Origin of the sequence: Pseudomonas sp. I2, assembly GCF_040984075.1 — a bacterium.
GTDB lineage: Bacteria > Pseudomonadota > Gammaproteobacteria > Pseudomonadales > Pseudomonadaceae > Aquipseudomonas > Aquipseudomonas guariconensis_B.
In genome coordinates this window covers 22,382-35,620 of the sequence record NZ_JBCGFQ010000052.1, presented here as the reverse complement: position 1 = coordinate 35,620, position 13,239 = coordinate 22,382, and the positions used below count along the sequence as shown (strand labels likewise).

Genomic DNA, 13,239 nt, shown 5'->3' with positions numbered 1-13,239 from the left:
CTGCTACGCCTGCCCGCCCCCCTGCATGACGCCACCCAGGCCCACCTCGCCGCGGCGCGCCTGCAGGCGGAGTGGGGCACGCTGGACGGCTTGATCGTCAACGCCGGCAGCTGCGACTACCTGCCGCAGGCGCAGGCGTCCGACGAACTGTTCGAAGCGATCGTCACGAGCAACCTGCTTGCCAGCGAGCACTGCCTGGCCGGCGCCCTGCCCTTGCTGGTCAAGGGCGATGCGCCCCAGGTCATGGCGATCTTCAGCCCCTGCACCACATTGCAACTGCACGACCCCGCCCAGCCGCCAAGCGGGGTCAACAACCTGCCACAGTGGTTCCGCGAACAACGCCAGACCCTACACGCCCTCGGCATCGACCTGGCCATGGTGGCGCCACAGTCGCTGACGACACCGGTAACTCCGGCCCGGGCCATCCCCGAGCAATGGACGCCATACCGCGCTGCCCAGGCACTGCTGCAGCGTCTGCCACAACGGGAACCGGAACTGGTGCTGGAGGCACTGAGCCTGAACAGCCTGTGGCCCCTGCCCCATTGAGAAGCGGTCGGCCACCCTCGACCAGGGTGGCCGCCAGGGTCAAAGCGGCATGCGGTAGTGCAAGGCGTAGCTCTCGACACCGTCGTTGGGTTGCTTGATACCAGCGTTGGAGTAGTGGATGGCACGGATACCGACCTCATGCCCACCGGCGAAACGCAGGCCGACGCCGATGCGGTCCTCGAACTGGAAGGCCGAGCCCAGCTGGTTACTCTCCAGCTCGGTGCTGGAGAACACGGCGACGCCGATACCGGCCTCGATGTAGGGTTTGACCGACTCGCCGGCGAACTCGTAGACGAACACCGGGGCGAATGAAAGGCTGTGATTGCTGGCGGTGTCGTCCCCATCCCAATACGTGTAGGCCCCATCCCAATAGCCTGTCAGCCGCCCTACACTGGTCTGCCACCAGCTGGCATCCCAGTTCGACTGCATCCCCAACCGGTAGACCATGGTGGAGTCACCGCTCTGCCCCACCGAAAACGAAATGTCGGCGGCCTGCGCCAACAACCCCTGCCCCAAAGTCAAAGCGGCAAGCGCCGCCAAGCCAAGCCGTTTCTTCATGAGAGACATCCTTCTTCCTGATGCTGTCGTTGGTGTTCGCCCGTCATCGCAGGCAAATCGGTAGAAATCGGCAGTAGTACGATAGTTCAGCTTGAAACGCGGCTTCTTGCGTTTAGCTATAGCGGAAAGCTTTGCACACTGTCGGACTTATGCCACAGCACAGGTAGGATCTTTTTCAGAGATTCAGGATCGGCACTGGTCCAGAACGCCGTATCCCGCGCTGGCCCTTCGGCCAGCAGGTCGTGCGCCCCAAGCAGGCGCTGCAACTGCCGCGCCACGGCGGCGCCGGTATCGATGATGGCCACGTCCGCCGGCACCATGCCAGCCAGCAACGGGCGCAGGAAAGGATAGTGGGTGCAGCCAAGGATCAGGGTGTCGCAGCCCGCGGCCAGCAAGGGCTGCACATAGCCTCGCAGCAGCTCGCGCAACCGTGGGCTGCCGAGATCGCCCGCCTCGATGCATTCGACCAGGCCCGGGCAGGGCTGGGTGACCACCCGCACGTCGCTGGCGAAGCGGTCGAGCAAGGCAGCGAACTTGGCGCTTTGCAAGGTGCCGGTGGTGGCCAGCACGCCGACCACGCCGGAGCGGGTCGCCGCCGCCGCCGGCTTGACCGCAGGCTCCATGCCCACCAATGGCCACCCCGGGTACAACTCGCGCAGATCGGCGACAGCCGCCACGGTGGCGGTGTTGCAGGCCAGGACCATGGCCTTGGCACCTCGCTCGTGGAAGAACCCGGCGATGCGCCGCAAACGCTCACGGATGTAGTCGGGCGACTTCTCGCCGTAGGGCACATGGCCGCTATCGGCGACATACAACAGCGACTCGTTGGGTAGCAGGCGCTGGATCTCGGCCAGCACCGACAGGCCGCCGACCCCCGAGTCCATCACCCCGACCGGCGCCGAGCGTTCAGCCATGCCGGCCGCCACAGACGGTACAGGCCGGATCGCGCTTGACCCGCAGTTCGCGCATGCGCGTGCCGAGGGCATCGATCAGCAGCAGGCGTCCTACCAGCGGCTCGCCGAAGCCGGCCAAGAGCTTGAGCGCCTCCAGCGCCTGCAGGCTGCCCACCAGCCCCACCAGCGGCCCGAGCACGCCGGCTTCGCTGCAGGTCAGCTCGGCTTCGCTGCCATGGCCATACAGGCAGTGGTAGCAGGGGCTGTCGTCACGGCGCGGGTCGAACACCGACAACTGCCCCTCGAGGCGGATCGCCGCCCCGCTGACCAGCGGCTTGCCTACGCCGACGCAGGCGGCATTGACCGCCTCGCGGGTGGCGAAATTGTCGGAGCAATCCAACACCAGGTCGACCGCCGCCACGGCAGCCGCCAGCGAATCCTCGTCCAGGGCCTGGCGATGGGCGACCAGCCTCACCTCGGGGTTGATCGCCTGCAGGCGCTGGAGCGCCGAATCCACTTTGCTCATGCCGACGCTGGCGCTGTCATGAATGATCTGGCGTTGCAGGTTGGTCAGGTCGACCGTGTCGAAATCGGCCAGGTGCAGTTCACCGACACCCGCCGTCGCCAGGTACAGTGCCACCGGCGAGCCCAGCCCACCGAGGCCGACCACCAGCGCCTTGCCCTGCTTGAGGCGCAATTGGCCGTCGATATCCACCTGGGCCAGCAGGATTTGCCGGCTGTAGCGCAACAGTTCCTGATCACTCAGCATGGCAGGCACCCCAGGGAGATACGTTCATGACCGGCCAGGTCCAGGCGACTGGCCACGCGGGTGAAACCATGGCCAGCCAACAGCTCGCGCACCGCCGCAGCCTGGTCGTAACCGTGTTCGAGCAGCAGCCAGCCGCCAGGCTGCAGGTGCTGCGGCGCCTGGGCGATGATCGCCCGCAGGTCGTCCAGGCCATCCTGCCCCGCCACCAGCGCACTGCTCGGCTCGAAGCGCACGTCACCGGCCGCCAGGTGCGGATCCTCGGCGGCGATGTAGGGCGGGTTACTCAGGATCAGCTCGAAGCGCTCACCCGCCAGGCTGTCGAACCAGTGGCTGGCGCGTACCTGGACATTGCCCAGGCCAAGACGCAGGCGGTTGCGCTCGGCCAGGGCCACGGCCTGCTCGACCCGATCCACCGCCGTCACCTGCCAGGCCGGGCGCTCGCTGGCCAGGGCCAGGGCGATGGCGCCGGTGCCGGTGCCCAGGTCGAGCACCCGTGCCGGCGTGGCGGGCAGCAATTGCAGGGCCACCTCCACCAGCAGCTCGGTCTCCGGGCGTGGGATCAGGGTGTGCGGCGCCACTTCCAGGTCGAGCTTCCAGAAGCCCTGTTGCCCCAGGATGTAGGCCACCGGCTCACCGGCTCGGCGGCGCTCCAGGTAACCGGCGAAAGTCTCGGCCGCCTCGCTGCTGACGATCCGCTCGGGCCAGGTGTGCAGGTAGCTGCGCGACTTGCCCAGGGCAGCCGCCAGCAACAGCTCGGCGTCCAGGCGCGGGGTCGGGGAATCCGGCAACTGCGCGTTGCGCAGCAGGCTGGCGATGATGGTCATTCAGTCTCCCAGGGCGGCCAGTTGATCGGCCTGGTATTCGGCCAGCAAGGGTTCGATCACGGCATCGACGCCACCGGCCAGGACCTCGTCGAGGGAGTACAGGGTCAGGTTGATACGGTGATCGGTGACCCGGCCCTGTGGATAGTTGTAGGTGCGGATGCGCTCGGAGCGGTCGCCCGAGCCGACCAGCAGCTTGCGCTCGCTGGCGATGGCGTTCTGCTGGGCGCTGGTCTGCATGTCGTTGAGCTTGGCCGACAGCCAGGCCATGGCGCGGGCACGGTTCTTGTGCTGGGAGCGTTCTTCCTGGCATTCGACCACGATGCCGGTGGGCAGATGGGTGATGCGGATCGCCGAGTCGGTCTTGTTGACGTGCTGGCCACCGGCGCCCGAGGCGCGGTAGGTGTCGATGCGCAGGTCGGCCGGGTTGATCTCCACCGCCACTTGCTCGTCCGGCTCGGGCAGCACCGCCACGGTGCAGGCCGAGGTATGGATGCGACCCTGGGATTCGGTTTCCGGTACCCGTTGCACACGGTGCGCGCCAGACTCGAACTTGAGCTTGCCATAGACGCTGTCGCCCTCGACCCGGGCGATGATCTCCTTGTAGCCGCCATGCTCGCCTTCGTTCTCAGAGAGGATCTCCAGGCGCCAGCCGCGCTTCTCGGCGTAGCGCGAATACATGCGGAACAGGTCGCCCGAAAAAATCGCCGCCTCGTCGCCGCCGGTGCCGGCACGGATCTCGAGGAACACGTTGCGCCCGTCGTTGGGGTCCTTGGGCAGCAGCATGCGCTGCAGTTGGGACTCCAGGCCGACCAGTTGCTCCTTGGCCTCGCGCACTTCCTCCACGGCCATCTCGCGCAGGTCGGGGTCGCTGTCCTTGAGCAGCGCCTGGGCACCTTCGAGGTCGTCCTGGACCTTGCTCCACTCCTTGTAGGCAGCGATCACCGGTTCGACTTCGGCATATTCGCGGGAATAGGCGCGAAAGCGGGTCTGGTCGGAAATGACTTCGGCATCGCCCAGCAGGGCGGTGAGTTCCTCGAAGCGATCCTGGAGGGTCTCCAGTTTTTTCAGCAGCGACGCTTTCATTGCGGGGTCTTGTCCGTGGAGCCCTCGTTGAGGGCAAAGAGTTCCTGGGCCATGGCCAGCGCATCGACGCGCCCCTCGGCCGAGAGCTTTTTCAGTTGCACGCTGGGTGCGTGCAACAGTTTGTTGGTCAGGCCCCGGGCCAGTTGCGCCAGCACATCTTCCGGGTTGCCGCCGTTGGCCAGCAGGCGCTGGGCCTTCTGCAGTTCTTCGTCGCGCAGGCGCTCGCTCTGTTGGCGGTAGGCCTTGAGCACGTCGACCGCGGCCAGTTCGCGCAGGCGCGCCATGAAGTCCTGGGCGCCCACCGAGACCAGCTCTTCGGCGGCCTGGGCGGCGCCCTGGCGGCTCTTGAGGTTTTCCGCGACCACTTCGTGCAGGTCGTCGACGGTGTACAGGTAGACGTCGTCCAGCTCACCGACCTGTGGCTCGATATCCCGTGGCACGGCGATGTCGACCATGAAGATCGGCTTGTGCCGGCGCTGCTTCAGGGCGCTTTCTACCGCGCCCTTGCCGAGGATCGGCAGTTGGCTGGCGGTGGAGCTGATGACGATATCGCTGTTGGCCAGTTCCTGGGGGATGTCGGACAGCAGCACGGCATGGGCACCGAACTGTTCGGCCAGGGTGCTGGCCCGCTCCAGGGTGCGATTGGCGACGACGATGCGGCGCACGCCTTGCTCGTGCAGGTGGCGGGCGACCAGGGTGATGGTCTCGCCGGCGCCGATCAGCAGGGCTTGGCTGCGGCCCAGGTCGCTGAAGATCTGCTTGGCCAGGCTGACTGCGGCGAACGCCACCGACACGGGGTTCTCGCCGATGGCGGTGTCGGTGCGCACTTGCTTGGCGGCGCTGAAGGTGGCCTGGAACAGGCGGCCCAGCAAGGGGCCGATGGTCCCGGCTTCGCGGGCCACGGCGTAGGCCGATTTCATCTGGCCGAGGATCTGCGGCTCGCCGAGCACCAGCGAGTCCAGGCCCGAGGCCACGCGCATCATGTGCTTCACGGCGTCGTGGTCTTCGTGGATGTAGGCGCTGGCGCGCAGCTCGTCGAGGCTCAGTTGGTGATATTCGGCCAGCCATTGCAGCACGGCGTCGGCGGCCAGGTGGTCCTGCTCTATATAGAGTTCGCTACGGTTGCAGGTCGACAGGATCGCCGCCTCGCGGCTGGCGGTCAGTCGGCAGAGCTGCTGCAGGGCATCGACCAGCTGCTCTGGCGTAAACGCCACGCGCTCGCGTACGTCTACCGAGGCAGTCTTATGGTTGATACCAAGTGCAAGAAAGGCCATGCAAGGTCGCTGGTTGTGACGAGAAGCCGATAATTGTCCTACTTCGCAGGATTCAGAACAACCACCGTTCGCTATTGTCGCGATGCGCGCAGGCTATTGCCCTTGCCAGGCCAGCGCCAGACCGCATGCCCCCTACCCCTCTGACAAAAAGCCAAAGTACGCCCCGCCCTCACCCTCGCCCTTGGCTTTTTGCTTTGCTTTTGCTTTTTATACGCGATGGCTCAGGCGCCGCGAATCGCGACTTCAGGAGGCCGAGTGGAGGCGCCTGAACCATCGCGCACCAAAAGCAAGAGCAAGGGCAAGAGCCAAAGCAGGAGCAGGAGCAGGAGCGTCCTTTATTTCGAAAGCCTCGAACAAGCTGGGCATGTGATTGTCCGAACAAACCGCCCCGTGCAATAAACCACGACCATCGCTGGTGGGTTTGCCCTCGCGCTTGTGTCATCATGCTCCGACCGCCTGTATCCAAAGCCTCTTTATGAACAGATCCTACGCATTGCTGCTTGCCCTCGCCCTGCTCCAGGGCTGCCAGAGCCTGGCCCCGCAGAAGACCGAGGGCCTGCCGTCCGTCGCCGAAGCCAGCAAGGACGAGCCAGAAAAGCCCACCGTGTACGGATCGTTCAAGCAGGACACGCTCTACAGCCTGCTGGTGGCAGAGTTGGCCGGCCAGCGCAACCGCTTCGACATCGCCCTGGCCAACTACGTCGACCAGGCCGAGAAGACCCAGGACCCCGCCGTCTCCGAACGCGCCTTCCGCATCGCCGAATACCTCGGCGCCGACGAACCCGCGCTCGACACCGCACTGATCTGGGCCCGCAACGCCCCCGAGAACCTCGACGCCCAACGCGCCGCCGCCATCCAGCTGGCCCGCGCCGAACGCTACGACGACGCCATGACCTACATGGAAAAGGTGCTCCAGGGCCAAGGCGACACCCATTTCGACTTCCTCGCCCTGTCGGCCGCCGAAACCGACCAGAACACCCGCGACGGCCTGCTGCAAAGCTTCGACCGCCTGCTGACCAAGTACCCCGACAACAACCAACTGGTGTTCGGCAAAGCCCTGCTGTTGAACCAGGACGGCAAGACCGAGCAAGCCCTCGACCTGCTCGAAGCCCACCCACCGCAACACGGCGAAATCGCCCCGGTACTGCTGCGCGCACGCCTGCTGCAGGCCCTGGACCGCGGCCCCGAGGCCCTGCCGCTGCTACGCCGGGCGATCCGCGACACCCCCGACGACAAACGCCTGCGCCTGACCTACGCCCGCACCCTGGTCGAGCAAGACCGCATCGCCGATGCCAAGGGCGAGTTCGCCAGCCTCGTCCAGCAGTATCCCGAGGACGATGAACTGCGCTACTCCCTGGCCCTGGTGTGCCTGGAAAACAAGGACTGGGACGAAGCCGAGGGCTACCTGCAGGAGTTGGTCGAGCGCGACAGCAACGTCGACGCCGCGCACCTGAACCTGGGCCGTATCCACGAGGAACGCAACGCCCCCGAATCGGCCCTGCGCGAGTACGCCCTGGTCGGCCCGGGCCCAGACTACCTGCCGGCACAACTGCGCCAGGCCGACATCCTCATCGCCAACGGCCGCGCCAGCGAAGCCTCGCGCCTGCTGGCCGAAGCCCGCGAAGCGCAGCCGGACTACGCCATCCAACTCTATCTGATCGAAGCAGAAAGCTACGGCAACAACGGCAAGGACGCCCAGGCCGAGCACGTCCTGGAGCAGGCTATCAAGCGCTATCCGGACGACATCAACCTGCTCTATACCCGCGCCATGCTGGCCGAAAAACGCGGCGACCTGGCACTGCTGGAAAAGGACCTGCGCACCATCATCGAACGCGAGCCGGAAAACGCCATGGCCCTCAATGCGCTCGGCTACACCCTGGCCGACCGCACCACCCGCTATGCCGAGGCCAAGTCGCTGATCGAGAAGGCCCACCAGCTCACCCCCGACGACCCCGCCGTGCTCGACAGCCTGGGCTGGGTCAACTACCGCCTGGGCAACCTGGACGAGGCCGAGCGCCTGCTGCGCCAGGCCTTGGAGCGTTTCCCCGACCATGAAGTGGCCGCCCACCTGGGCGAAGTCCTCTGGGTCAATGGCAAACGCCGCGAAGCCCGCCAGGTCTGGGCCAAGGCCATCGAAGCCCAGCCCGACAGCCCCATCCTGCGCAAGACCCTCCTGCGCCTGACCGGATCCGAGACCCTGTAGACATGTTCCTGCGTCATTGCACCACCTTCATCCTGGTCGCCCTGCTCGCCGGCTGCGCCGGCTTCGGTTCCCGCGAAGCCCTGCAAGGCCAAGGCGACCCGCAGTTGTGGCGAGCCCACAAACAACAACTGACCGCCCTCGACGGCTGGCAGATCAACGGCAAGGTCGGCATCCGCGCGCCTCGGGACTCCGGCAGCGGCACGCTGTTCTGGCTGCAACGCCAGGACTACTACGACATCCGTCTGGCCGGTCCGCTGGGACGTGGCGCCGCCCGCCTCACCGGACGCCCCGGCGGCGTGGTCCTGGAAGTGGCCAACCAAGGCCGCTACGAGGCCCCCAGCCCCGAGGCCCTGCTGGAAGAGCAACTGGGCTGGCAGCTACCGGTCTCGCACCTGGTCTGGTGGGTACGCGGCCTGCCGGCCCCCGACAGCAAGAGCCAGTTGACCCTCGACGGCGACAGCCGCCTGGCCAGCCTCAACCAGGATGGCTGGCAGGTGCAGTACCTGGGCTACACCCAGCAGAACGGCTACTGGCTGCCCGAACGCCTGAAACTGCACGGCGAGCACCTCGACGTCACCCTGGTGGTCAAGGACTGGCAGCCCCGCCAGCTGGGGCACTGAACCATGCACAGGCTCACCCTGCCCGCCCCCGCCAAGCTCAACCTGTGGCTACACATCATCGGCCGCCGTGCCGACGGCTACCATGAGCTGGAAACGGTGTTCCAGTTCCTCGACCATGCCGACCAGCTGAGCTTCGCCCCCCGCGAGGACGGCCGGATCCACCTGCGCACCGCCGTCGAGGGTGTGCCCCACGACAGCAACCTGGTCGTGCGTGCCGCGCGCCAGTTGCAACAGCAATCCGGCTGCCTCCTCGGCGCCGACATCTGGCTCGACAAGGTCCTGCCCATGGGCGGCGGCATCGGCGGCGGCAGTTCGAACGCCGCGACCACCCTCCTGGCGCTGAACCACCTGTGGCAACTGGGCTGGGACGAAGACCGCCTGGCCGCCCTGGGCCTGGCCCTCGGCGCCGATGTGCCGGTGTTCGTCCGCGGCCATGCCGCCTTCGCCCAAGGCGTGGGCGAACAGCTGACACCCGTCGCCCCCGAGGAGCCCTGGTACGTCGTGCTGGTGCCGCAAGTGTCTGTCAGCACAGCGGAAATTTTTTCACATCCGCAGTTGACACGTGATTCCCTCCCCCTTAAGATGCGCCCCGTTCCCGAGGGAAACAGTCGAAATGACTGCCAACCGGTGGTAGAGCAGAGTTATCCAGAAGTTCGCAATGCGTTGAATTCGCTGGGTAAATTCACTAAAGCTCGGCTAACCGGGACTGGAAGTTGCGTGTTTGGGGCCTTCCCAAGCAAAGCCGAAGCTGATAAAGTTCTGGCCCTTCTTTCAGAGACCCAAACAGGGTTTGTGGCTAAGGGAAGCAACGTTTCGATGTTGCATCGCAAGCTGCAGAGTCTGATCTAGAAGTCGAGTGCCAGGCACTCGCAGCAACAGATACAGGGGCGTCGCCAAGCGGTAAGGCAGCAGGTTTTGATCCTGCCATGCGTTGGTTCGAATCCAGCCGCCCCTGCCATTTTCCTTATACTCATCCAGGTATACCCTCAGCCTTCAGGTACTGCGCGTGTCCAAGATGATGGTCTTCACGGGGAATGCCAACCCCGATCTGGCTCGGCGTGTCGTACGTCAGCTGCATATTCCACTGGGTGATGTTTCTGTCGGCAAGTTCTCCGACGGCGAAATCAGTGCTGAGATCAATGAAAATGTCCGCGGTAAGGACGTCTTCATCATCCAGCCGACCTGTGCCCCTACCAACGACAACCTGATGGAACTGGTAGTGATGGCCGACGCCTTCCGCCGCTCCTCAGCTTCCCGAATCACCGCCGTGATTCCCTACTTCGGATACGCCCGCCAGGACCGCCGTCCGCGTTCGGCACGTGTAGCCATCAGCGCCAAAGTCGTCGCTGACATGCTCACTGTCGTGGGTATCGACCGTGTGCTCACCGTCGACCTGCACGCTGACCAGATCCAGGGCTTCTTCGATATCCCCGTCGACAACATCTACGGCTCGCCCGTACTGGTCGACGACATCGAAGACCAGCGTTTCGAGAACCTGATGATCGTCTCCCCGGACATCGGTGGTGTCGTGCGCGCACGTGCCGTCGCCAAGTCCCTGGGCGTCGACCTGGGTATCATCGACAAGCGCCGTGAAAAGGCCAATCACTCCGAAGTGATGCACATCATCGGCGACGTCGAAGGACGCACCTGCATCCTGGTAGACGACATGGTCGACACCGCCGGCACCCTGTGCAACGCGGCCAAGGCCCTGAAAGACCACGGCGCTGCCAAGGTCTACGCCTACTGCACGCACCCGGTACTGTCCGGTCGTGCGATCGAGAACATCGAGAAGTCCGTGCTGGACGAGCTGGTGGTGACCAACACCATCCCGCTGTCCGCGGCTGCTCAGGCCTGTGACCGTATCCGCCAACTGGATATCGCACCGGTCGTCGCTGAGGCGGTACGCCGCATCAGCAACGAAGAATCGATCAGCGCGATGTTCCGCTAAGCGGAACGCACGCTGACGAAAAGCGCCCCGCCCCAACACAGGTTGTTGGGGCGGGGCTTTTTTGCCCACCCCGCCTGACGCTGGTCGCAAGCGTCATCCGGGAGGCTTATTTGGAGAAAGAAAATGACCGATTTCATCCTGAACGCCCAAGCGCGTACTGACCTGGGGAAAGGTGCGAGCCGCCGCCTGCGTCATGCCGCCAGCATCCCTGCCGTTGTCTACGGTGGTAACAAGGACGCCGAGTCCCTGACCATCCTGACCAAGGAAATCACCAAGCTGTTCGACAACGAAGCGGCCTTCAGCCACGTCATCGAACTGAACGTCGACGGCGCCAAGCAGAACGTCATCGTCAAGGCCCTGCAGCGCCACCCGGCCAAAGGCTTCATCATGCACGCCGACTTCGTTCGCGTCGTCGCTGGCCAGAAGCTGACCGCCAAGGTTCCGGTTCACTTCATCAACGAAGAAGCCCCGACCAAGAAAGGCGGCGAGATCTCCCACGTAGAGAACGAGATCGAAGTTTCCTGCGAAGCCAAGGACCTGCCTGAGTTCATCGAAGTCGACCTGGCCAACGCTGAAGTCGGTACCATCATCCACCTGTCGGACCTCAAGGCTCCGAAAGGCGTCGAGTTCGTGGCCCTGGCCCACGGTGACGACAAGGCCATCGCCAACGTCCACGCACCGCGCGTTGCCCCTGAAGCTGCAGAAGGCGCTGCCGAGTAATCACTCGCGCGCCGGTGTTGACCGGGTTACGGCGCCCGCGCCGTAACCCACCAACTCCAAGGAAGAGCTCCTGACGTGACCGCCATCCAGTTGATCGTCGGCCTGGGTAACCCCGGCCCCGAATACGAACAGACCCGGCATAACGCAGGGGCTCTTTTCGTTGAACGCCTCGCCAGCGCCCAGCGCGTCTCCCTGACCGCTGACCGCAAGTATTTCGGCCTGACGGCTAGATTCAGCCATCAGGGCCACGACGTTCGTCTGTTGATCCCCACCACCTACATGAACCGCAGCGGCCAGTCCGTGGCGGCATTGGCCAATTTCTTCCGGATCCCACCGGCGGCCATCCTGGTGGCCCACGACGAACTCGACCTGCCCCCGGGTGTCGCCAAGCTCAAGAAAGGCGGTGGCCATGGTGGGCACAACGGCCTGCGCGACATCATCGCGCAGCTCGGCAACCAGAACGACTTCCATCGCCTGCGGCTGGGTATCGGCCACCCGGGCGACGCCAAACTGGTCTCCAACTTCGTCCTGGGCCGCGCACCGCGCGCCGAGCAGGAGAAGCTCGACGCCAGCATCGATTTTGCCCTCGGCGTGCTGCCGGACGTCCTCGCTGGCGACTTCGCCAAGGCGATGCGCGAGCTGCACAGCCAGAAGGCCTGATTTCCTAGAGAGGGGAATTCCCATGGGTTTCAATTGCGGCATCGTCGGCCTGCCCAACGTCGGCAAGTCCACCCTGTTCAACGCCCTGACCAAGTCTGGTATCGCGGCGGAGAACTTCCCCTTCTGCACCATCGAGCCGAACAGCGGCATCGTGCCGATGCCCGACCCGCGCCTGAACGCCCTGGCCGAGATCGTCAAGCCTGAGCGCGTGTTGCCCACCACCATGGAATTCGTCGACATCGCCGGCCTGGTCGCTGGCGCCTCGAAGGGCGAAGGCCTGGGCAACAAGTTCCTCGCCAACATCCGCGAGACCGACGCCATCGCCCACGTGGTGCGCTGCTTCGAAGACGAGAACGTGATCCACGTCTCCAACAGTGTCGACCCCAAGCGTGACATCGAGATCATCGACCTGGAGCTGATCTTCGCCGACCTCGACAGCTGCGAGAAGCAACTGCAGAAGGTCGCCCGCAACGCCAAGGGCGGCGACAAGGAAGCGCTGGCGCAGAAGGCCATCCTCGAGAAGCTCATCCCCCACTTCACCGAAGGCAAGCCGGCGCGCAGCCTGATGAAGCACATGAGCGACGAGGAAAAGGCCGTGATCCGCGGCTTCCACCTGCTGACCAGCAAGCCGGTGATGTACATCGCCAACGTCGCCGAGGATGGCTTCGAGAACAACCCGCACCTGGACGTGGTCAAGGCCATCGCCGAGGAAGAAGGCGCGGTCGTGGTGCCGGTGTGCAACAAGATCGAAGCCGAGATCGCCGAGCTGGACGACGGCGAGGAGAAGGACATGTTCCTCGAGGCCCTGGGCCTGGAAGAGCCCGGCCTGAACCGCGTGATCCGCGCCGGCTACGCCCTGCTCAACCTGCAGACCTACTTCACCGCCGGGGTGAAGGAAGTCCGCGCCTGGACCGTCCGTGTCGGCGCCACCGCACCGCAAGCCGCCGCCGTGATCCACACCGACTTCGAGAAAGGCTTCATCCGCGCCGAAGTGGTGGCCTACGACGACTTCATCCAGTACAAGGGAGAAGGCGGTGCCAAGGAAGCCGGCAAGTGGCGCTTGGAAGGCAAGGACTACATCGTCAAGGATGGCGACGTGATGCACTTCCGTTTCAACGTCTAAGCGGCAGTCTTAACGAAC

The 13,239-nt window shown here is 64.9% G+C and carries 14 protein-coding genes and 1 tRNA gene; 9 read left to right on the top strand and 6 right to left on the bottom strand.

The features are described from left to right. Positions 1-546 (top strand): SDR family NAD(P)-dependent oxidoreductase (locus WCE05_RS21795; protein ID WP_368816545.1); only part of this gene is annotated, 546 nt, incomplete at its 5' end. A gap of 39 nt (positions 547-585) precedes the next feature. Here the strand turns inward: WCE05_RS21795 and WCE05_RS21790 are convergent. The 6 genes from WCE05_RS21790 to hemA form a co-directional block, all read right to left on the bottom strand. Then, complete coding sequence (locus WCE05_RS21790) at positions 586-1,104, bottom strand: acyloxyacyl hydrolase (RefSeq protein WP_225788514.1); 519 nt, start codon at positions 1,102-1,104, stop codon at positions 586-588. A gap of 116 nt (positions 1,105-1,220) precedes the next feature. Then, positions 1,221-2,018: a glutamate racemase gene (gene murI, locus WCE05_RS21785; protein WP_368816544.1), complete on the bottom strand. Its 798-nt coding sequence runs from the start codon at positions 2,016-2,018 to the stop codon at positions 1,221-1,223. After that, on the bottom strand, positions 2,011-2,766 hold the full coding sequence (locus WCE05_RS21780) for a molybdopterin-synthase adenylyltransferase MoeB (protein WP_368816543.1): 756 nt from the start codon (positions 2,764-2,766) through the stop codon (positions 2,011-2,013). Before WCE05_RS21780 ends, murI begins: the two co-directional genes overlap by 8 nt. Then, the gene (gene prmC, locus WCE05_RS21775; protein WP_225788511.1) at positions 2,760-3,590 is read right to left on the bottom strand and encodes a peptide chain release factor N(5)-glutamine methyltransferase; all 831 of its coding nucleotides are present in this window, start codon (positions 3,588-3,590) and stop codon (positions 2,760-2,762) included. The genes WCE05_RS21780 and prmC overlap by 7 nt, the downstream gene beginning before the upstream one ends. Continuing rightward, positions 3,591-4,673 (bottom strand): peptide chain release factor 1, encoded by a 1,083-nt coding sequence (gene prfA / locus WCE05_RS21770; RefSeq protein ID WP_225788510.1) that lies wholly within the window; start codon positions 4,671-4,673, stop codon positions 3,591-3,593. After that, complete coding sequence (gene hemA, locus WCE05_RS21765; protein WP_225788509.1) at positions 4,670-5,947, bottom strand: glutamyl-tRNA reductase; 1,278 nt, start codon at positions 5,945-5,947, stop codon at positions 4,670-4,672. The genes prfA and hemA overlap by 4 nt, the downstream gene beginning before the upstream one ends. A 475-nt stretch (positions 5,948-6,422) precedes the next feature. Between hemA and WCE05_RS21760 the strand changes: the two genes are divergently transcribed. The 8 genes from WCE05_RS21760 (at position 6,423) to ychF (ending at position 13,221) form a co-directional block, all read left to right on the top strand. Continuing rightward, positions 6,423-8,150 (top strand): tetratricopeptide repeat protein, encoded by a 1,728-nt coding sequence (locus WCE05_RS21760; RefSeq protein WP_368816542.1) that lies wholly within the window; start codon positions 6,423-6,425, stop codon positions 8,148-8,150. A 2-nt stretch (positions 8,151-8,152) separates the two neighbouring features. Further along, positions 8,153-8,770, top strand: coding sequence for a lipoprotein insertase outer membrane protein LolB (gene lolB, locus WCE05_RS21755; protein ID WP_225788507.1), 618 nt, complete (start codon positions 8,153-8,155; stop codon positions 8,768-8,770). Positions 8,771-8,773: 3 nt separating this feature from the next. After that, a complete protein-coding gene (gene ispE, locus WCE05_RS21750) occupies positions 8,774-9,619 on the top strand; it encodes a 4-(cytidine 5'-diphospho)-2-C-methyl-D-erythritol kinase (protein WP_368816541.1) in 846 nt (281 codons plus the stop codon). Between the two features lie 34 nt (positions 9,620-9,653). Continuing rightward, positions 9,654-9,728: transfer RNA gene (locus WCE05_RS21745), tRNA-Gln, on the top strand. Between the two features lie 48 nt (positions 9,729-9,776). After that, positions 9,777-10,718, top strand: a complete 942-nt coding sequence (locus tag WCE05_RS21740; protein ID WP_043214915.1) for a ribose-phosphate pyrophosphokinase — start codon at positions 9,777-9,779, stop codon at positions 10,716-10,718. Positions 10,719-10,841: 123 nt separating this feature from the next. Next, the gene (locus WCE05_RS21735; protein WP_225788505.1) at positions 10,842-11,438 is read left to right on the top strand and encodes a 50S ribosomal protein L25/general stress protein Ctc; all 597 of its coding nucleotides are present in this window, start codon (positions 10,842-10,844) and stop codon (positions 11,436-11,438) included. Between the two features lie 75 nt (positions 11,439-11,513). Further along, positions 11,514-12,098 (top strand): aminoacyl-tRNA hydrolase, encoded by a 585-nt coding sequence (gene pth, locus WCE05_RS21730; protein WP_225788504.1) that lies wholly within the window; start codon positions 11,514-11,516, stop codon positions 12,096-12,098. 22 nt (positions 12,099-12,120) lie between these two features. After that, entirely contained in the window at positions 12,121-13,221 is a 1,101-nt protein-coding gene (gene ychF / locus WCE05_RS21725; protein ID WP_225788503.1) for a redox-regulated ATPase YchF, read from the top strand. Positions 13,222-13,239: the final 18 nt, after the last annotated feature.

Bases quoted from the DNA above. Each gene is read 5' to 3' on its own strand.
- WCE05_RS21790 (WP_225788514.1), bottom strand. From the start codon at position 1,104: ATGAAGAAACGGCTTGGCTTGGCGGCGCTTGCCGCTTTGACTTTGGGG.
- murI (WP_368816544.1), bottom strand. From the start codon at position 2,018: ATGGCTGAACGCTCGGCGCCGGTCGGGGTGATGGACTCGGGGGTCGGC.
- WCE05_RS21780 (WP_368816543.1), bottom strand. From the start codon at position 2,766: ATGCTGAGTGATCAGGAACTGTTGCGCTACAGCCGGCAAATCCTGCTG.
- prmC (WP_225788511.1), bottom strand. From the start codon at position 3,590: ATGACCATCATCGCCAGCCTGCTGCGCAACGCGCAGTTGCCGGATTCC.
- prfA (WP_225788510.1), bottom strand. From the start codon at position 4,673: ATGAAAGCGTCGCTGCTGAAAAAACTGGAGACCCTCCAGGATCGCTTC.
- hemA (WP_225788509.1), bottom strand. From the start codon at position 5,947: ATGGCCTTTCTTGCACTTGGTATCAACCATAAGACTGCCTCGGTAGAC.
- WCE05_RS21760 (WP_368816542.1), top strand. From the start codon at position 6,423: ATGAACAGATCCTACGCATTGCTGCTTGCCCTCGCCCTGCTCCAGGGC.
- lolB (WP_225788507.1), top strand. From the start codon at position 8,153: ATGTTCCTGCGTCATTGCACCACCTTCATCCTGGTCGCCCTGCTCGCC.
- ispE (WP_368816541.1), top strand. From the start codon at position 8,774: ATGCACAGGCTCACCCTGCCCGCCCCCGCCAAGCTCAACCTGTGGCTA.
- WCE05_RS21735 (WP_225788505.1), top strand. From the start codon at position 10,842: ATGACCGATTTCATCCTGAACGCCCAAGCGCGTACTGACCTGGGGAAA.
- ychF (WP_225788503.1), top strand. From the start codon at position 12,121: ATGGGTTTCAATTGCGGCATCGTCGGCCTGCCCAACGTCGGCAAGTCC.